The 18,058-nt window shown below is 64.7% G+C and carries 18 protein-coding genes; 17 read left to right on the top strand and 1 reads right to left on the bottom strand.

Annotation, left to right across the window (positions count from 1 at the left end):
* The first annotated feature begins 17 nt into the window (after positions 1-17).
* From GC162_00960 to GC162_00905, 12 genes are all read left to right on the top strand, one after another.
* Positions 18-368: a 50S ribosomal protein L18 gene (locus GC162_00960; GenBank protein ID MBI1367201.1), complete on the top strand. Its 351-nt coding sequence runs from the start codon at positions 18-20 to the stop codon at positions 366-368.
* 43 nt (positions 369-411) lie between these two features.
* Positions 412-1,110: a 30S ribosomal protein S5 gene (locus GC162_00955; protein ID MBI1367200.1), complete on the top strand. Its 699-nt coding sequence runs from the start codon at positions 412-414 to the stop codon at positions 1,108-1,110.
* 77 nt (positions 1,111-1,187) lie between these two features.
* A complete protein-coding gene (locus GC162_00950; GenBank protein MBI1367199.1) occupies positions 1,188-1,670 on the top strand; it encodes a 50S ribosomal protein L15 in 483 nt (160 codons plus the stop codon).
* A gap of 10 nt (positions 1,671-1,680) precedes the next feature.
* A complete protein-coding gene (secY, locus tag GC162_00945) occupies positions 1,681-3,081 on the top strand; it encodes a preprotein translocase subunit SecY (protein ID MBI1367198.1) in 1,401 nt (466 codons plus the stop codon).
* Between the two features lie 124 nt (positions 3,082-3,205).
* Entirely contained in the window at positions 3,206-3,982 is a 777-nt protein-coding gene (gene map / locus GC162_00940) for a type I methionyl aminopeptidase (protein MBI1367197.1), read from the top strand.
* Positions 3,983-4,001: 19 nt separating this feature from the next.
* Positions 4,002-4,217 carry a translation initiation factor IF-1 gene (gene infA / locus GC162_00935; GenBank protein ID MBI1367196.1) on the top strand — a complete coding sequence of 72 codons (216 nt, stop codon included), beginning with the start codon at positions 4,002-4,004 and terminating at the stop codon, positions 4,215-4,217.
* A gap of 50 nt (positions 4,218-4,267) precedes the next feature.
* A complete protein-coding gene (rpmJ, locus tag GC162_00930) occupies positions 4,268-4,381 on the top strand; it encodes a 50S ribosomal protein L36 (protein MBI1367195.1) in 114 nt (37 codons plus the stop codon).
* Positions 4,382-4,427: 46 nt separating this feature from the next.
* Positions 4,428-4,805 carry a 30S ribosomal protein S13 gene (gene rpsM, locus GC162_00925; protein MBI1367194.1) on the top strand — a complete coding sequence of 126 codons (378 nt, stop codon included), beginning with the start codon at positions 4,428-4,430 and terminating at the stop codon, positions 4,803-4,805.
* Between the two features lie 98 nt (positions 4,806-4,903).
* On the top strand, positions 4,904-5,278 hold the full coding sequence (rpsK, locus tag GC162_00920) for a 30S ribosomal protein S11 (GenBank protein MBI1367193.1): 375 nt from the start codon (positions 4,904-4,906) through the stop codon (positions 5,276-5,278).
* A gap of 183 nt (positions 5,279-5,461) precedes the next feature.
* Complete coding sequence (locus tag GC162_00915) at positions 5,462-6,478, top strand: DNA-directed RNA polymerase subunit alpha (GenBank protein ID MBI1367192.1); 1,017 nt, start codon at positions 5,462-5,464, stop codon at positions 6,476-6,478.
* Positions 6,479-6,526: 48 nt separating this feature from the next.
* Positions 6,527-7,090 (top strand): 50S ribosomal protein L17, encoded by a 564-nt coding sequence (locus GC162_00910; GenBank protein MBI1367191.1) that lies wholly within the window; start codon positions 6,527-6,529, stop codon positions 7,088-7,090.
* Positions 7,091-7,563: 473 nt separating this feature from the next.
* Positions 7,564-7,932, top strand: a complete 369-nt coding sequence (locus tag GC162_00905) for a hypothetical protein (GenBank protein MBI1367190.1) — start codon at positions 7,564-7,566, stop codon at positions 7,930-7,932.
* Positions 7,933-8,054: 122 nt separating this feature from the next.
* On the opposite strand, the gene GC162_00900 is transcribed toward GC162_00905, so the two are convergent.
* Complete coding sequence (locus GC162_00900; protein ID MBI1367189.1) at positions 8,055-9,362, bottom strand: twin-arginine translocation signal domain-containing protein; 1,308 nt, start codon at positions 9,360-9,362, stop codon at positions 8,055-8,057.
* A 222-nt stretch (positions 9,363-9,584) separates the two neighbouring features.
* On the opposite strand from GC162_00900, the gene pstS reads away from it, so the two are divergent.
* The 5 genes from pstS (at position 9,585) to GC162_00875 (ending at position 17,787) form a co-directional block, all read left to right on the top strand.
* Complete coding sequence (pstS, locus tag GC162_00895; GenBank protein MBI1367188.1) at positions 9,585-10,565, top strand: phosphate ABC transporter substrate-binding protein PstS family protein; 981 nt, start codon at positions 9,585-9,587, stop codon at positions 10,563-10,565.
* 53 nt (positions 10,566-10,618) lie between these two features.
* The gene (locus GC162_00890; protein MBI1367187.1) at positions 10,619-13,312 is read left to right on the top strand and encodes an ABC transporter permease subunit; all 2,694 of its coding nucleotides are present in this window, start codon (positions 10,619-10,621) and stop codon (positions 13,310-13,312) included.
* Positions 13,313-13,557: 245 nt separating this feature from the next.
* Positions 13,558-15,252 (top strand): phosphate ABC transporter permease PstA, encoded by a 1,695-nt coding sequence (pstA, locus tag GC162_00885; protein ID MBI1367186.1) that lies wholly within the window; start codon positions 13,558-13,560, stop codon positions 15,250-15,252.
* Positions 15,253-15,265: 13 nt separating this feature from the next.
* A complete protein-coding gene (pstB, locus tag GC162_00880; GenBank protein ID MBI1367185.1) occupies positions 15,266-16,171 on the top strand; it encodes a phosphate ABC transporter ATP-binding protein in 906 nt (301 codons plus the stop codon).
* 191 nt (positions 16,172-16,362) lie between these two features.
* Positions 16,363-17,787: a FliA/WhiG family RNA polymerase sigma factor gene (locus GC162_00875; GenBank protein MBI1367184.1), complete on the top strand. Its 1,425-nt coding sequence runs from the start codon at positions 16,363-16,365 to the stop codon at positions 17,785-17,787.
* Positions 17,788-18,058 lie beyond the last annotated feature (271 nt).

The following is an 18,058-nucleotide window of genomic DNA, read 5'->3' as shown; positions in this document are numbered from 1 at the left end:
CGACAAAGGTTACGACCATGGACAAACACGCTCAGAAAACAATCCGTCGCACCCGCCGTCGTTACGGCATCCGCAAGCGCCTCTTCGGCACGACCGAGCGCCCGCGCCTGTGCGTCTTCCGCTCCAACCAGCACATCTACGCTCAGATCATCGACGACGTGCAGGGCAAGACCCTCGCCGCCGCCTCGAGCAAGGCGCTGGAGAAGGGCTCCAACACCGCCGCGGCGACCGAGGTCGGCAAGGCGCTGGCCGAGCGGGCCAAAGAGGCGGGCGTCCAAACCGTCGCCTTCGACCGCGGCGGCTACCGGTTCCACGGCCGCGTCAAGGCCCTGGCTGAAGCAGCCCGCGAAGGCGGCCTGAAGTTCTGATCGATCACGCTCTGATTCACTCGAACCTGGAAACGGCAACACCATGGCAGAGTTCTTAGAAGAATCCGGTGGACTAGAGTCCACAACCATCGGCATCTACCGCACCTCCTCGACCGTCAAGGGCGGCCGCCGATTCAGCTTCGGCGCCCTCGTCGTCGTCGGCGATCGCAACGGACGCGTCGGCCTCGGCTACGCCAAGGCCCCCGGCGTTCCCGCCGCCATCGAGAAGGCCCAGAAGGACGCCAAGAAAAATCTCCACCGCGTCATCCTCCAGGAAGGCACCGTGCCGCACGCCGTCACCGGACGCTTCCTGGCTTCGACCGTCAAGATCGTCCCCGCCTCCGCCGGTACGGGCGTCATCGCCGGCGGCACCGTCCGCGCGGTGCTCGAGATGGCCGGTCTGCATGACGTTCTGACCAAGGCGACGGGTTCGACGAACCAGCGCAACCTGGCCAAGGCCGTCATGGAAGGCCTGCTCCAGCTTCGCACCAAGGCGACGATCGAAGAGTTGCGCGGCGTCAAGCTCGGCACCTCGCGCGTCGAGGAAGTCATCGAAGCCGGTCGCCGCTACGTGACGGCCGTCAAGACCGACCCCAACAAGCCGCGCGGCCCGCAGGGCAAGAAGGCCGAGAAGGGCAAGGGTCGCGGCGGCAAGCAGGGCGGCGGTCGCGGCCGAGGCCGTGGTCGTGACGAAGCGCCCGCCGATGGCGCCGGCGCCGGCGAAGCACCGGCCGCCGAGTAACTGTTTAGCGGCGGGGCATCGCCCCGCGTGTCTCTGATCGAATTGCAAAAGAATCGACTGACTGAAAGACCACCGCCATGATGATTCACGACATCACCAAGCTCGTCGGCAAGCACAAGCGTCGCAAGCGCGTCGGCCGCGGCATCGGGTCCGGCCACGGCAAGACCTCCGGCCGCGGCGTCAAGGGCGCCGGGTCCCGCTCCGGTTTCTCCGGCTCCATCCGCGCGACCCGTGAAGGCGGCCAGATGGCCTACTTCCGCCGCATCCCCAAGCGCGGTTTCAACAACGCCAACTTCACCGTCCGCTTCAACGTCATCAACGTCTCGGACCTGGAGCAGTTCTTTGACGCCGGCGCCACCGTCGATCCCGCCGCCCTCATCAAGGCCGGCCTCGTCCCCGACAACGGCATGCCCCTGAAGGTCCTGGCCAACGGCGAGATCACCAAGAAACTGTCCGTGTCCGCCAACCAGTTCTCCGAAGCCGCCCGCGTCAAGATCGAAGCGGCCGGCGGTTCGGCGAACGTCGTGAGCATGAAGGCCAAAGCCCAACCCAGCGCATAAGTGAGCGGCGATGTTTCAGGCTTTTCTCAACATCTTCAAGATCCCCGACCTGCGGAACAAACTCCTGTTCACGCTCGGAATGCTCGTCATCTATCGCATCGGCTTCTGGATTCCCCTGCCCGCCGTCGATCAGAACGAGCTTAAGGCCCTCTTCGCCAAACAGCAGGGCACCGCGCTGGGCGATCTGGCCAACTTCATCAGCATCTTCACCGGTGGTGCGCTCGGTCAGTCGACGCTCTTCGGTCTGGGCATCCTGCCGTACATCTCCGCCGCCATTATCTTCCAGCTTCTGGCCACCGTGTATGAGCCGCTCAAGCAGATGCAGAAGGAAGGCCCCGCGGGCCGGCAGAAGATTCAGGAATACACGCGCTACGCCACCTTCGCCCTCTGCCTGATTCAGTCCATCTTCTATATGCAGTTTTTCCTCCGCTCGCACCTGGTTTACCCCGGGTTCGAGTACTCGTTCACCTTCTGGGGCTGCGGCATCCTGGGCATGACCACCGGGACGATGTTCCTGATGTGGCTCGGCGAGCAGATCGACAAGTACGGCATCGGCAACGGCGCCTCGCTGATCATCACAGCCGGCATCATCTCCAAAATGCCCGGCGCCCTGCACTGGGTCGCCGCCAACTTTGAGCTGGCCGCCACCGGCGACGCCACCAAGACCATGGACCCGATGAAGGTGATCTTCCTCATCGCCGCCTTCCTCTTCGTCGTCGCCGGCACCGTGCTCATCACGCAGGGCCAGCGCCGCATTCCGGTGCAGCAGGCCAAGCACACCCGCGGGCGGCGCGTCTACGGCGGACAGCGCAGCTATCTGCCCCTTCGCGTCAACCACGGCGGCGTGATGCCGATCATCTTCGCCAGTTCCCTGATGATGATCCCCGCCATGCTTCTGCCCTGGCTCACCAACGTCGGCAAGGCGCAGGAGTGGCACTGGTGGGAGAGCTTCTTCGGGTTCTTCGCCAACGAACTGTCCATGGGCCGGTACAACTATCTGTACGTGCTCCTGTATGTCGGGCTGATCTATTTCTTCTCGTACTTCTGGACGAGCGTGCAGTTCCAGCCGCATGAAATGGCCGAGCAGCTCCGTGATCACGGCAGCTTCATCCCCGGCCTGCGTCCGGGCCCGCGCACGGCCGACTATCTCGAAAAAGTCATGGAGCGGATCACCTACGTCGGCGGCGGGTTCCTGGCCGTCATCGCCGTGGTCCCGACGATCATCAGCGGGGCGTTCGGCATCCCGTTCTTCGTTTCGAGCTTCCTGGGCGGCACGGGCCTGCTGATCACGGTCAGCGTGGCGCTGGACTTCGTGCAGCGGATCGAGGCGAACCTGTTGATGCGCAATTACCGTGGTTTCCTCGGCGGCGAGACCGCCGGGAGCCGCATCCGCGGAGCACGCGGATCGTAAGAAGTCTCACGGAAAGGGACGCGCGTTCGGTGGAAGACGCCGCTGAACGTGGTTAAAATAGATGCTTCGCGCCGATCGGTGGGTCCGGTGGTGCGTGGTCGACGCGAGGACCAATGGCGTGGTTATGGCAATCAGCTTGAAATCGTCCCAAGAGATCGAGCAGATGCGCCGGGCCGGCCAATTGGTGCGACAGACGCTCGAGCGTTGCAGAGCGGCATGCGTGCCGGGTGTGACGACGGGCGAGCTGGACGCCATCGCGGGCAAGACAATCGCCGAGCACCCCGGCGCCGTGGGCCTCTTCAAGTGGTACCCCACGTATAACGAAGGCGAGGGCTTCCCGGCGTACACGTGCATCAGCGTCAATGACGAAGTGGTGCACGGGATACCCGGACCGCGCGTGATCAAGGAAGGCGATGTGGTGAGCATCGACTTCGGCGTGCGGGTCAATGGATGGTGCGGCGACTCTGCGACGACGATCATGGTCGGGCAGGTTTCGCCGGAGGCCAAGAAGCTATGTGCCGCGACGGAGCATGTGCTTCGGATCGCGGTCGAGAATATCAAGCCCGGGGCCAAGTGGTCTCACGTGGCGCGCAAGATGCAGCGTCACGCCGAGTCGCTGGGCCTGGGGGTGATCAAGGACTTCGTGGGTCACGGCATCGGCCGGGTGATGCACGAGGAGCCGAAGGTGCCGAACTTTGTCAGCCGCGAGCTGATCCGGCACGACATTGATCTGGTGCCGGGCATGGTGCTGGCGGTGGAGCCGATGTGCACACTGGGCAGCGAGCAGGTCCGGACGCTGGATGACGGTTGGACAGTGGTGACGGTCGACGGCAAGCCGGCGGCGCACTACGAGCACACGATCGCCGTGACGGAAGACGGCTGCGACGTGCTGACGCTTTAAGAAACTTGTACGGAACAGCATGGCCAAAGAAGACAAAATCCAGATTGAAGCCGAAGTGCTCGATGCACTGCCGAATGCGATGTTCAAGGTGAAACTTGAGAACGGGCACGAGGTGCTGGCTCATCTGGCGGGCAAAATGCGGATGCACTACATCAAGATCGTGCCCGGCGACAAGGTCACGGTGGAGATCAGCCCGTACGACCTGACCAAAGGCCGAATCACGTATCGGCATTGAATCGACATCGTTTAGCGGCGGGGCCACGCCCCGCGTTTGGAAGGTAAGTCATGAAAGTCCGATCCAGCGTCAAACGGATCTGTGAGCACTGCAAAGTCATCCGCCGCAAGGGCGTCGTGCGGGTCATCTGCACCAACCCCAAGCACAAGCAGCGGCAGGGCTGATTGTTTAGCGACGCCGCTTGCGGCGTGATTGCCCAAGGAGCAACAAATGCCTCGTATCTCAGGTGTCGACATCCCCGATAACAAGCCCGTCCGCATCTCCCTGCGGTACATCTATGGCATCGGGCCCAAGTTCGCTGATGACATCCTCAAGGAAGTCGGCATCGACGGACAGCTCCGCGCCAACAAGCTGACCGAAGACGAAATCGCCAAGCTCAACCACGTGCTTGAAAACAACTACGTGGTCGAAGGCGCTCTTCGCCGCCAGATCAGCCAGAACATCGCCCGCATGCGCGACATCCGCTGCTACCGCGGCGATCGTCACCGCCGCGGCCTGCCCGTCCGCGGTCAGCGCACCCAGACCAACGCCCGCACCCGCAAGGGCAAGAAGAAGACCGTCGCCGGCAAGAAGGGCGTCACGAAATAACATTTAGCGGCGGGGCTTGCCCCGCGCGTTCAAACGTACGAAACGAAACACCGAAGTGAGCTACCCCGGTGGTAGCGCCAGCAGCTTCGAGGGACCTCATGAGCAAGAAAGCCAAAATCCGTCGCAACGTCTCCCGCGGCATCGCCTACATCAAGGCGACCTTCAACAACACCCAGATCACCATCACCGACACCGCCGGCGAGGTGCTCGCCTGGGACTCGGCCGGCTCCGTCGGCTTCAAGGGCGCCCGCAAGTCGACCCCCTTCGCCGCCACGCGCGCCGCGGAAAACGTCGCCGCCAAAGTCAAGAAGATGGGCATGCAGGAGATCGAGGCGAAGATCAAGGGCCCCGGTCCCGGACGCGAATCCGCCGTCACCGCCCTTCAGGCCAACGGCCTGAAGGTCACGGCCATCGAAGACTGCACCCCGATCCCCCACAACGGCTGCCGCCCCCGCAAAAAGCGCCGCGTGTAAATAAACGTGGAATGTGGAGCGCGGAATGCGGAGTGAAAAGCACTCCACACGCCCAACTCCCCACTCCGCACAACGAATACATCGCCCGGACAGCAGGGACCTTGATCGTTGCAGCCGATCCTGCGTCACCGATACCCGGAGCGACACCGCCCCAAGGCATTGCTGCACTGAAGGAATACGACCATGCGAGTTCGCTGGAGAGGTCTCGAGCTTCCCACCCGTGTCATCCCCGACGCCAACAATTCCGGCACGTTCGGCAAGTTCACCATTGAACCGTTCGAACGCGGCCTGGGCACCACCGTCGGCAACAGTCTCCGCCGCATCCTCCTGTCCACCATCGAAGGCGCCGCCGTCACCAAGGTGAAAATCTCCGGTGCCGCGCACGAGTTCACCTCGATCACCGGCGTGCAGGAAGACGTCACCGACATCATCCTCAACATCAAGAACCTCGTCGTGTCCCTCGAAGGCGATGAGCCCAAGACCATGACCCTCGGCGCGACCGGCCCCGGCGAAGTCACCGCCGACCTCATCGAAGCCGACACGTCCATCACCGTCCTCAACAAGAGTCTGATCATCGCGACCCTGACGCAGGAAATCGATTTCGACATCGACTTCACCGTCGAGAAGGGCCGCGGCTACGTCCCCGCTTCCGAACTCGCCGAACGCGAGGAGGAGCGCCAGGTCGGAACCATTCACGTCGACGCCATCTTCTCCCCCGTCGTCCGCGTCCGCTACAAGGTCGAGGACACCCGCGTCGGCCAGAAGACCAACTACGACAAGCTGACCCTCGAAATCTGGACCAACGGCGCGATCACGCCCGAACTGGCCCTCGTCGAAGCGGCCAAGGTCATGCGCAAGCACCTCAATCCGTTCGTGCAGTACTTCGAGCTGGGCGAGCAGACCGTCAGCGAGTCCGCCGTCAGCGCCGTCGAAGCCGAGCAGGAGCAGGAGAGCAGGCTGAGCATGAGCGTCGCCGACCTGGACCTGTCCGTCCGCGCCAACAACTGCCTCGACTCCGCCGGCGTCAAGACCGTCGGCGAACTGACCCGACTCAGCGAGAGCGATCTGCTCAAGATCCGCTCCTTCGGCAAGACCAGTCTGCGCGAGATCAAGCGCAAGCTCGCCGACCTGGGCCTCGCCCTCGTCGACTCGACCGACGATTCGGAAATGGACTTCGACGAAGAGGTCGGCGTCGAGTAATTTACGCACTCATCGCGAAGCGACGCTTCGCACTGGAAGGGTAACGTCATGCGACACGCCATCGGTGGAATCAAACTCGGACGCGATTCGGAGCATCGCCTCGCCACGCTCCGCAATCTCGCCGCCGCGCTTATTCAGCACGGCCAGATCACCACGACCTATCCCCGAGCCAAGGCCGTCCGTCCGATGGTCGACAAGCTCATCACCCTCGCCCGCAAGGGCGACCTCGCCTCCCGCCGCCGCGCGATCTCGATCGTCGGCGACCGCGAGCTGATCTACGTCATCAAGGGCGGCCAGGAAGAGCGCATCGATGAGAAAACCCTCATCCAGAAGCTCTTTGACGAGCTCGGCCCCCGCTTCAAGGAACGACCCGGCGGATACACCCGCGTCATCAAGCTCGCCCGTCACCGCATCGGCGACGGCTCCGATCTGGTCGTCCTCCAGCTCGTCGGCGACGAGGAGCGTCACAACCACACCTCCAAGTCCAACCGCCGCGCCAAGCAGGACAACCGCACCGCCTTCGCCGCCAAGCTCCGCAAAGGCGCCGGCAAGTCCGAACCCGCCCCGGAAACCGCCCAAGCCCCGGCTGACGCGGACAAGCCCGCCGAGTAATCCGCGGCCCATTACTCCCAAAATCATCGGCCCGCCCCGTTTCAACGGGGCGGGCTTTCTTTTGGGGCCTATTCCCCATTCGCACCGGCGCACCCGCCCCCGATTTTTCACCTCGTTCATGCGCCTTCGTTTCTCTCTCAAAATCAAGCATTTTCCGCTCACATCCCTCATCCCGCGCGCACCGGACAGACCGGTGCGCACCGCCGCGGAAGCGCCTGCGCGCCCCGTGCGCGATCAATCAAGGACTTACGGAAACTCGTGCGCATCCACGGGGCGAATTTGCCTTCCCCGTGCGCGAATTGCGAAACACGGGTGCGCCAAGTGGGAAATATGACCCACCGCGCCGGCGCACCCGACTGCGGTGCCCCGCTCGACGCGCCGCCCGACGCGCCCTTCAACCTTCCGCCTTCGGTTGCACGCCCGCATCTGATCCGCGACAATCCCTACCGCACTTCCCTTTCCGGGTTCCCGCCATGCCCACATCCTCCGACGCGACCTTCCTGAAAATCCACCTCGCGTTTCTCCACTTTCTGTTTCTCTCGTGGGGCATCCACCTGGCCGCCGGCGACGCATCGGCGCCCATCGACCTGCTCTTTCGCTTGAGCATCTCGATCATCATCGTCCTCGCCTGCGCCGCCGATGCGCGCCGCCTGCACCTGCCCCTCCGCCGAATCGTCCGCATCATCATGCTCTTCACCTGGCCCCTGACCGTTCCGATCTACCTGATCTGGTCCCGCCGCTGGCGCGGCCTCCTCTGGCTCGCCCTCTGGTCCCTCTCCCTCACCGCCGCCGCCCTCGCCCCCTACCTCCTGCTCCTGCTCACCCGTCCCGACGCCTTCTGAATGCCGCGCGTTTTTCAGCATGCCAACGCATGAAGCGGCGGTCATGAACACCCGCCGCATGCAACAAGAAGCCCATGGCGTGAGGCCATGGGCTTCGGGGTGCGTCAGGTTGTGCGTCCGGCTCAGGCGAAGGGATTGTGCTGGCCGGGGACGGGGTAGGGGTATTTGCCGTCCTTGTCGGGGCGGGCGGTGGGGGGTGGGGCGGAGTCGAGGGTCCACGTGTCGATGCCCGGGCACAGGTCGGTGCCCTTGGCGAGCAGTTCGTCCCACTTGAGGACCTTGCCGGAGTAGCAGGCCTCGCGGCCGAGGATGGCGGTGAAGGTGGACTTGGCTCCGTATTCGCCTTCGTTGTAGATTTCGCCGCGCATCAGGGCGTCGATCAGGTCAAGCTGTTCCTGCTGGTGGCCGCCGGGGCTGTCGCCCTTGAAGGTCCAGTTGTTTTCGCCCTTGATCCAACCGCTGGGGTCGGAAGTGCCCTTGGAGCCGTGGGCGAATTCGCTCACATTCTGCCATCCGCCCTGAAGGTGGCGTCCCTGGCTGAACATCTTGGTGCCGTCGGGGAAGGTGTATTCGCAGAAGGTGTGGTCGAAGATCTGGCTCTTGGTGCGGTCGCCGCCCATGCGTTGTTCGCCGCCGCCCATGCCGTTGCACTCGACGGGGTAAGCGCCCTTGACCCAGCAGCCGACGTCGAGGTTGTGGATGTGCTGTTCGCAGATCTGGTCGCCGCAGGCCCAGTTGAAGTGGTACCAGTTGTTGCACTGGAAGGCCATCTCGGACTGTCCGGGCATCTTGTTGCGGTACCAGATGCCGTTGCCGTCCCAGTAGACGCGCAGGGCGATGATATCGCCGATCGCGCCGTCGTGAAGGCGCTTGACGGTTTCGATGTAGCGCGGTTCATGGTGGCGCTGAAGGCCGATGCCGACCATGAGGTTTTTCTTTTTGGATTCTTCGACGGCCGCCATGAACCGCCGCACGCCCGGGGCGTCGGTGGCGATGGGCTTTTCGCAGAAGATGTGCTTGCCCTGCTTGACCGCGTACTCGAACTGCGGGGTCTTGAAGCCGGGGGGCGTGGCGATCACGACCAGGTCCACGCCCGCATCGATCGCCTTCTTGTAGGCGTCGAGGCCGACGAACACGCGATCGTTCGGCACGTCGATCTTGTCCTTGTGCTTGCGCGAGAGATTCTTGATGGCGTCCTGGGCCTTGTTCTCGAAGGCGTCGGCGACGGCCATGAGCTTGACGTTGCCCTTGGAGTTCATGATCTGATCGGCGGCGCCGCTGCCGCGTCCGCCGCAGCCCACCAGGGCGAACTTGATCGTGTCGTTGCCGGCGGCGTAGGACGCGCGGCTGATGGAGGAAGCGATCGCGGCGCCTGCGACGAGCACGCCCGATTGCTTGATGAATGTCCGGCGGGAAGATGCATCTGACATGATCAGCTCCTGGTTATGGAATTGGCGGGTGAAAAGACCTCAAGCACGACCCATCAGTCTAAATCCATCCCCGCCTTCACGCCACCACCCCCGCCGGTTCCCGTTGCGCCGCCCCGTCCGCCCCATTGGCGGGCACGCCTGAATGTTCGTAAAATTGCTCACAATTCAAAGGACAAAGCGCGTCCCATGGGAGCTTCGCACATGACACGAATCGGAAAATGGATGCAACGGGCTATGTTCGCGGCGGTGCTGGCGGCGATGCCCGCCATGGCGCGGGCCCAGGTCGCCGTCGACGAGAATCTGCCGCACTACAAGCCGACGTCCGGCGTGGCGGGGCAGATCAAGAGCGTCGGCTCCGACACGATGAACAATCTCATGACCCTCTGGGCTGAGAAGTTCAAGCAGGTCTACCCCAACGTCTCCGTCGAGATCGAAGGCAAGGGCAGTTCGACCGCGCCGCCGGCGCTGATCGCGGGGGCGTCGAACTTCGGCCCGATGAGCCGGGCGATGAAGGACAGCGAGATCGACGCCTTCGAGCAGCGCTTCGGATACAAGCCCACCATGGTCCGCACCGCCATCGACATGCTCGCCGTCTACGTCAACAAGGACAACCCGATCGCGCAAAAGGGTCTGACCCTTCAGCAGATCGACGCCATCTTCTCCAAGACGCGCAAGGGCGGCATGGAAAAAGACCTCGTCACGTGGGGCGACGTCGGACTCACCGGCGAATGGGCGAGCAAGCCCATCAGTCTTTACGGCCGCAACAGCGCCTCGGGAACCTACGGGTTCTTCAAGGAGCATGCGCTGTTCAAGGGCGACTACAAGGACTCGGTCAAGGAGCAGCCCGGCTCATCGTCGGTCGTGCAGGCCGTCGCGTCCGACAAGTTCGGCATCGGCTACAGCGGCATCGGGTACCGGACCGCCGACGTGGCCGTCGTTCCGCTGGCGCTGGACGCATCGAGCGACGCGGTGCCGGCGGATCCGGCGAACGTGTCGGATTATCCGTTGGCGCGGTTCCTGTATCTGTATGTGAACGTCGCGCCCGCTCAGGCGCCGGACCCGCTCCGCCGCGAGTTCCTCAAGCTTGTCTTCTCGCAGGAAGGTCAGCAGGTCGTCATCAAGGACGGCTACCTGCCCGTCAGCTATGAACTGGCGGGACAGGACCTGACGAAAGTCGGCGTGAACATCAAAACCGATTACTGAACGGGGCGGAGAGGCGCATTGGGTTCACGCACCGGATGCGTTAGAGTCTTGCCATGAGTGAACCCACGCCCGCCGCCGCTCGCCGTCGCCGCCGCGCCACCCGGCCGGGCGTGCTTTTGGCCGACGGACTGGCGCGGTTGCTCATCTGCGCCGGCGGGGCGGGCACGATCATCGCCGTCATGGGCGTCTGCTTCTATCTGCTCTACGTCGTCGCGCCGCTCTTTCAATTCTCCACGATCGACGAGCCCCGCGACCTGCCGCACGACCAGCCCGCGGGGCTGATCCTGTCGGGCATGGACGATTATCACACGCTGGCGTGGAGCTTGAGCACGGGCGGGGAGCTGCGCGTCGTTCGCCTTGACGACGGAGCCGAGCGCTTCAAGCAGCAGGTCGCCGACGGCAAGACCATCACCGCCGCGACGCGTCTCATCGGCTCGCCGCGCGTCGCCCTCGGGTTCGCCGACGGGTCCGCCCAGCTTGTCGAGATCAAGTTCGTGAGCAAGTTCATCGAGGAGGACAAGCTCGATCCCGCGGTGCGCCAGACGCTCCGGCAGACGCCGGATGCGATCGTCGATTATGACCAGGGTGTGTTGCAGCGGGCGGGGGAGGGCCAGTTCCGCGTGCAGAGCGTCTCGTATCACGCCCTGACGACGGCGAAGATCGCCGATGCGCCGGTGCATCACATCGCGCTGGCGGACACGCCGACCGGCCTGCTCATCGGCGCGCTGAGCGGCGAAGGCGAGACGTTGTCGCTTCACGCCGTGCGCGGGCGGCAATCGCAGAACATGCTCACCGGCGAGAAGACGCTCAAATTCGCCAAGCCGCTCGCGATTCCGCTGCCGCCGGGCAAACATGATGCGGCGATGTTCCTCGGTGTCGCCGGCTCGGGCAGCGAGATGAGCGTCGCCTACCGCGATGGCACGCTCGCCCGCATCAATCTCGCCGACCCCGCTTCGCCGTACGTCGCCGAGACCGGCCGGCTGTTCGACGGCGACGCCGCGCTGACGTCGATCGGCTACATCCTCGGGTCCACGACGCTGCTGTGGGGCGATTCCACCGGCGCCGTCGCCGCCGGTTTCCCCATCCGTCTCGCCGACGCTGATGACGACGCCAAAGCGACCGGCCTCATCGGCGCGGAGCGCGATCCCCGCTCGCTGTCCATGTTCGCCATCACCAAACACCTGCGCCTCAGCGGCCCGGCCATGACGAGCTTCGCCCCTTCGCCGCGCCGCCGACTCGCCCTCGCCGGTTTCGCCGACGGGTCGATCCGCATGTTCAACATCACCACCGCCTCGACCCTCGCCGCCGCTCAGTTGCCGGTCAGTGAAGCGGTGACGTCGCTGACGATGAACGAGCGAGAGAACGAGCTTTTGGCGGCGACGCCGAACGGCGTGTACCGCGCCGCATTCGATCCGCGCTACGCCGAGGCGACCTTCGGCGCCCTGTTCACGCGCGTCTGGTACGAGGGCTACCCCGCGCCCGTGCATGCATGGCAATCGTCCTCCGGCACGAGCGATTTTGAACCCAAGCTCGGACTGATCCCGCTCGTCTTCGGCACGATCAAGGCGACGTTCTACGCCATGCTGTTCGGCGCGCCCATCGCGCTGCTCGCCGCGGTGTTCACCAGCGAGTTCCTGCACCCGCGCGCCAAGGCGATCATCAAGCCGTCGATCGAGCTGATGGCTTCGTTGCCGAGCGTCGTGCTCGGATTTCTGGCGGCGCTGGTGTTCGCGCCGTTCGTCGAGCACATCGTGCCGACGGCGATGACGCTCTTTGTCGCCATGCCGCTGTCGTTCCTTTTCTGTGCATACGTGTGGCAGATGCTGCCGGAGCATTGGACGCTGCGCCTGGCGTCGTGGCGTTTGCTGTTCATGCTCGTACCGGTCGCGATCGGGTCGCTGCTCGCGGTCGAGGCCGGGCCGACGGTGGAGCGCGTGCTTTTCGGCGGGGATTTGAAGGCGTGGTCCGCGTGGGGGCCGGAAGTGACGGACCCGGCTCAGGCGCGCTACGCCTCCGCGGTCGGCGGTTGGGCGATTCTGCTCTTGCCGGTGTGCGCTGTGGTTGTCGCGCTGGTCGTCAATCGCACGCTCAGCGCGGCCCTGCGGCGATCGCACTGGTCACGCCGCACGCTGGCGAGTCTGGACATGCTCAAGTTCCTCGGCTCCGTCGCCGCCGCCGGGGCGATGACGTGGGCGCTGGCGGCGGGGCTTGACGGCATGGGCCTGGACCCGCGCGGGCCGCTGATGATCTGGGGCATCAACCTTTCGCCCATCGACACGTACGTTCAGCGCAACGCCCTGATCGTCGGCTTCGTCATGGGCTTCGCCATCATTCCGCTCATCTACACCATCGCCGACGATGCGCTCAGCGCCGTGCCGGACCATCTCCGCTCCGCCTCGCTCGGCGCCGGCGCGACGCCCTGGCAGACCGCCATGCGCGTCATCGTGCCGACGGCGATGAGCGGGCTGTTCTCCGCATTGATGATCGGTCTCGGCCGCGCGGTCGGCGAGACCATGATCGTGCTCATGGCCGCCGGAAACACCGCGATTCTCGACATGAACATCTTCGCCGGCTTCCGCACGCTCACCGCCAACATCGCCGTCGAACTCCCCGAAGCGCCCAAGGACGGCACGCACTATCGCACGCTCTTCCTCGCCGCGCTTGTGCTCTTCGCCATGACCTTCCTCGTCAACACCGTCGCCGAAACCGTCCGTCAGCGGTTCCGCAAGAGGGCGTATCAGCTATGACCGTGCTGGATACATCCTCCCCCCCGCCGCCTTCGCCGCCGACGCGCTCGCCGCGCGCCCGCTCGCGCCGGCATCGATCGAGCTTCTTCGCCGCCGGAGAACCGATGATCTGGCTCACCGGCGGAGCGCTGATCGTCTGCGTGCTCATGGTGGTCGGCCTGCTCGGCCTGGTCGTCTATTTCGGGGCCTCCACCTTCTGGCCCATGCCCGTCGTCAAACTCACCACCGCCGGCGGCAAAGTCTACATGGGCGAGATCACCCGCCGCGAGACGTTCACGCCCGACGGCTCGTCAGCGCCCGCGCATCGCCGCCTTGTCCGAACGGGCAACTTCCGCATCACGCAAAGCCATTTTCAATGGGTCGACGACGCGGACGTGACCGAGCGGGAGGAGCCGGAGTGGGCGATCATCGCCGAGCGGCTCGAGTGGGGGCGCTACTACGGATTCCCGCAGGCGTTCGTGCACATGCAAATGTCACTTAAGGACACGCCCGCCGAGCAGGTCGCCGCGCGCGCCGCCGAGCTGCTCGCCGCGTTCAAACCGGAGTACGGCGGGCGCGGGCGATTGCTCGTCGAACAATTCGTGGACGGCCGCACGCAGTCGGCGCTGATCGAACCGTCGCAATTCGCGCCGCCGATGACGGCGGTCGGGTTTGTCGAGGCGTGCGAGGAGCCCGCGGCGGCATGGGCGGCGTTCGAGCGGAACCACGAAGCGGTCCGCGCCCGATGGCGCACCCGCCGGGCCATGGAAAAGGACGACATCGGCCAGGTCAATCACGCACAGGAAGAAGCCCGGCTCGCCAAACATGAAGCGGAGCTGGAACTGCACGATGTCCGCGCGGCCTCGGGGCCCGGCGGCGATGCGTATCGCCAGGCCGCGGCGCGACTCGAAAAAGCCGGCGAAAATTACGAGAAAACACGCGCATGGGCCGAAGCACGGTTCGCGCAGATCAGCCGGAAGATCAAGGCGATCAACGACGAGAACGATCGGTTCATGCTTTTGATGAAGACGGCGGGCGAAGGCGACAAGCCGGCGGTGTCCACGCTCGAACCGCTCGCCGACATCGTCCGCGCGTATCCGGCGAATCAGCTTTCATGGATGGGCAAATTTCAGGTCAATGCCGCGCGCTGGTGGGAGTTCCTGACCGACGAGCCGCGCGAGGCCAACAGCGAAGGCGGCGTGTTCCCGGCGATCTTCGGCACCGTGGTGATGACGCTGATCATGACGCTCGTCGTCCTGCCGCTGGGCGTGCTCGCGGCCTTGTACCTGCGCGAGTATGCGAAGGCGGGATGGGTCGTATCGACCGTGCGCATCGCCGTCAACAATCTCGCCGGCGTGCCGAGCATCGTGTTCGGCGTGTTCGGCCTCGGGTTCTTCTGCTACAGCGTCGGCGGGACCATCGACCAATGGTTCTTCCGCGCCGCCTTGCCCAACCCGACCTTCGGCGCCGGCGGCATTCTGTGGGCCTCGCTGACCTTGGCGCTGATGACGCTGCCGGTCGTGATCGTCGCCACCGAAGAGGCGCTCGCCGCCGTGCCCGGTTCGATGCGGCAGGGGTCCTACGCCTGCGGGGCGAGCAAGTGGCAGACGATTCGGCGCATCGTCCTGCCGCGCGCCGTGCCGGGCGTGATGACGGGCGCGATTCTGGCGATGGCGCGCGGGGCCGGCGAGGTCGCGCCGCTGATGCTCGTCGGGGCCGTCAAACTCGCGCCCGAACTGCCCATCGACGGAACTTTCCCCTTCATTCACGCCCAGCGCAGCTTCATGCATCTGGGATTCCACATTTACGATGTGGGCTTCCAAAGCCAGAACTCCGAGGCGGCCAAACCGATGGTGTTCACCACGACGCTCCTGCTCATCGCCATTATCGCGGCGCTGAATCTGGCGGCCGTGTGGCTTCGCGCCCGACTTCGGCGTAAATTTGTCGTCAGCCGTTTCTAGAGGATCGATCCGCATGCCCACGCCTTCGTCCGCCAACTCGACCAACCCCGCCGGACCCCCGGGATCCCCCGGATCTCCCGGATCCGCCAAGCCCGCGGCGCGACCGGCCCCGATCGATCCGCTCCTGGCCCGCAAGACCGAAACGCACGAGGCCGTCCGCGATGAGAAAGCCGCCGTCGATGTGCGCCATTTCAATCTCTGGTACGGACCCAAGCAGGCGCTGTTCGACATCAACATGGTCATCCCCCACGGCAAGGTCACGGCGCTGATCGGCCCGTCCGGCTGCGGCAAGAGCACGCTGCTCCGTTCCGTCAACCGCATCAACGACCTGATCGACAATCTGCGCATCGACGGCGACATGCTCCTTGCCGACGAATCCATCTACGCGCGGAGCGTCGATGTGATTCAACTCCGCAAGCGCATGGGCATGGTGTTTCAGAAGCCCAATCCGTTCCCGATGACCACGTTCGAAAACGTCGTCTATCCGCTGCGGATCGACGGCGAGCGCAACAAGAAGGTGCTCGCGGAAGTGTGCGAACGCTCGCTCAAAAGCGCCGCCTTGTGGAACGAAGTGAAGGATCGGCTTCACGAAAGCGCGCTGGCGATGTCCGGCGGGCAGCAGCAGCGGCTTTGCATCGCCCGGGCGATCGCCGCCGAGCCGGAGGTGCTGCTCATGGACGAGCCGTGCAGCGCCCTGGACCCCATCGCCACCGGCAAGATCGAGGACCTGATCGCCGAGCTGCGCGGCGAGTACACCGTGCTGATCGTGACGCACAACATGCAGCAGGCCGCGCGCGTCAGCGACTACTGCGCCTTCATGTACATGGGCCGACTCATCGAGTTCGGCCCGACGGTCGATCTGTTCGAGCGGCCGCACCTCAAGGAAACCGAAGACTACATCACCGGCCGCTTCGGCTGACACGAACGGCGCGCATCCTCTCTGAGCGCCGTTCGATTCGACAAGTGCCGATAATCACCATGATTTTACGCGGGGTTCAACGGTGAAAAAACCCGGTGGATTGTGTCGTTTCCGGGGGTATCCTTCGATTGATCGGCGCGCACTGTTGCACTGGTGGGTTCGTTCAATTGCAACGCCGGATCGGAGCTGTCATGGAAGACGTCGGATCACTGGTGGTCGCTGCGCGGGACGGAGCGCGGGACGCGTACGGGAAACTGGTCGAGCGCTTCGCGGACATGGCCTACGCGGCGGCGGTGGCGCGCGTGGGGGATGTCCATCTGGCGCACGACGTGACGCAGGAGGCGTTCATCGAGGCGCACCGGTGTCTGGACAAGCTCGAGCACCCGGAGGCGTTCGCCGGATGGTTCCGCGTCATCGTGTTCCGACAGGCGGCGCGATTGATGCAGCAGCGCGGGCGGGCGAGTTGGCAGCCGCTCGGTATCGATCAGCCGTCGCGCCAGCCCGGTCCGGCGGCGGCGCTGGCGAGCGATGAATTGCATCAGCAGTTGCACGCGGCGCTGTCGCAGCTCACCGAGCCGCAGCGCGTGGTGACGACGCTCTATTATCTTGATGCGTATACGACGACGGAGATCGCGTCGTTTTTGAACATCAGCGCCGCGGCGGTCAAGAAGCGGCTCCACGATGCGCGGCGGTCGCTGCACACCAAGCTTCACCCCGCCATGCAGGACGGCCTGCAGCGCCATCGCCCGTCCAACAAGCCGCAGTTCACCGGCGAAGTGCAGCGGCGTCTGGGCGATGCGGCGGAAAAGCCGGCGGGCGACGCACCGCCGCTGGAGCCCACGGTCGACCGCGCCTCGGAATTATGGCGAACCTACCGCCGAACGCCCGGCGATGCGTCGCGCAACGCGCTGCTGGAGCATTATCTGCCGGTCGTCCGCAAGCACGCTCAGCGGGTCGCTTCGCGGCTGCCGCGGCGGATCGAGTCGGACGACCTCATCACGGCCGGCTGCTTCGGGCTCGTCGATGCCATCGACGCGTTTGATCCGCAGCGCGGCGTGAAGTTCGAGACGTACTGCGCGACGCGCGTGCGCGGGGCGATCATGGACGAGCTGCGCGCGATGGACTGGGCCCCGCGCCTCGTGCGCCAGCGCACCGCCCGCTACCAGCAGGCGGCGACCAGTCTGCACGCCCGGCTGGGCGAACCGCCGACGGACGCACAGATCGCGGCGGAATTGGGCGTGGACGACAACGAATTCCGCAAGATTCGCCACGACGCCCGCCGCGTCAACGTCACGAGTCTGGAGCGTCTGCTCACCAGCGATCAGTCCGACGGCCGGGAGCTGCGCGAAATGGACTTTCTGGCGGACCCGTCGCAGGCGGACCCGCTCAACAATCTCAAGCGGTTGAGTCTGCGTCAGATGCTCACGCGCGGCATGTCGCGCAGCGAGCGGCTGATTCTGGTGCTCTACTACTACGAGCAGATGAACATGGCGGAGATCGGCCGCACGCTCGGGTTCAGCGAGTCGCGCGTCAGTCAGTTGCACAAGCATCTGCTCAATCGCCTCCGCGCCCAACTAAGTCTTCAGCGCGATGCGGACGAATTCGAAGTGGCATGATGCTTCGCCGCCTTCACCTGACCATTGACAAATGCCTGATGCCTGGAGCGATTTCAATAACTGTGTAGCCGCGCGTTTCCAACGAGCCGCGCGCGTCAGCAAGCGGTCGAGCCCGCATCCAATCACGCTCCTTGACCGCTCCCTGACGGTCGCGGCTCGTTGAGAACGCGATTTGATCGGTGAAACCGCCTAAAGACAAATGCATTGGTCATTAGGCATTAGGCATTTGTCAATGGTCATATCGGACTTGCAGGCGAGGATCTGTTGCAAC

The organism is Planctomycetota bacterium (assembly GCA_016125255.1).
Classification (GTDB): domain Bacteria; phylum Planctomycetota; class Phycisphaerae; order Phycisphaerales; family Zrk34; genus RI-421.
This window is presented reverse-complemented; position numbering and strand designations above follow the sequence as displayed.

Excerpts from the sequence above, each read along its gene's own strand:
- GC162_00960 (MBI1367201.1), top strand. The coding sequence starts at position 18 with ATGGACAAACACGCTCAGAAAACAATCCGTCGCACCCGCCGTCGTTAC.
- GC162_00955 (MBI1367200.1), top strand. The coding sequence starts at position 412 with ATGGCAGAGTTCTTAGAAGAATCCGGTGGACTAGAGTCCACAACCATC.
- GC162_00950 (MBI1367199.1), top strand. The coding sequence starts at position 1,188 with ATGATGATTCACGACATCACCAAGCTCGTCGGCAAGCACAAGCGTCGC.
- secY (MBI1367198.1), top strand. The coding sequence starts at position 1,681 with ATGTTTCAGGCTTTTCTCAACATCTTCAAGATCCCCGACCTGCGGAAC.
- map (MBI1367197.1), top strand. The coding sequence starts at position 3,206 with ATGGCAATCAGCTTGAAATCGTCCCAAGAGATCGAGCAGATGCGCCGG.
- infA (MBI1367196.1), top strand. The coding sequence starts at position 4,002 with ATGGCCAAAGAAGACAAAATCCAGATTGAAGCCGAAGTGCTCGATGCA.
- rpmJ (MBI1367195.1), top strand. The coding sequence starts at position 4,268 with ATGAAAGTCCGATCCAGCGTCAAACGGATCTGTGAGCACTGCAAAGTC.
- rpsM (MBI1367194.1), top strand. The coding sequence starts at position 4,428 with ATGCCTCGTATCTCAGGTGTCGACATCCCCGATAACAAGCCCGTCCGC.
- rpsK (MBI1367193.1), top strand. The coding sequence starts at position 4,904 with ATGAGCAAGAAAGCCAAAATCCGTCGCAACGTCTCCCGCGGCATCGCC.
- GC162_00915 (MBI1367192.1), top strand. The coding sequence starts at position 5,462 with ATGCGAGTTCGCTGGAGAGGTCTCGAGCTTCCCACCCGTGTCATCCCC.
- GC162_00910 (MBI1367191.1), top strand. The coding sequence starts at position 6,527 with ATGCGACACGCCATCGGTGGAATCAAACTCGGACGCGATTCGGAGCAT.
- GC162_00905 (MBI1367190.1), top strand. The coding sequence starts at position 7,564 with ATGCCCACATCCTCCGACGCGACCTTCCTGAAAATCCACCTCGCGTTT.
- GC162_00900 (MBI1367189.1), bottom strand. The coding sequence starts at position 9,362 with ATGTCAGATGCATCTTCCCGCCGGACATTCATCAAGCAATCGGGCGTG.
- pstS (MBI1367188.1), top strand. The coding sequence starts at position 9,585 with ATGCAACGGGCTATGTTCGCGGCGGTGCTGGCGGCGATGCCCGCCATG.
- GC162_00890 (MBI1367187.1), top strand. The coding sequence starts at position 10,619 with ATGAGTGAACCCACGCCCGCCGCCGCTCGCCGTCGCCGCCGCGCCACC.
- pstA (MBI1367186.1), top strand. The coding sequence starts at position 13,558 with ATGGGCGAGATCACCCGCCGCGAGACGTTCACGCCCGACGGCTCGTCA.
- pstB (MBI1367185.1), top strand. The coding sequence starts at position 15,266 with ATGCCCACGCCTTCGTCCGCCAACTCGACCAACCCCGCCGGACCCCCG.
- GC162_00875 (MBI1367184.1), top strand. The coding sequence starts at position 16,363 with ATGGAAGACGTCGGATCACTGGTGGTCGCTGCGCGGGACGGAGCGCGG.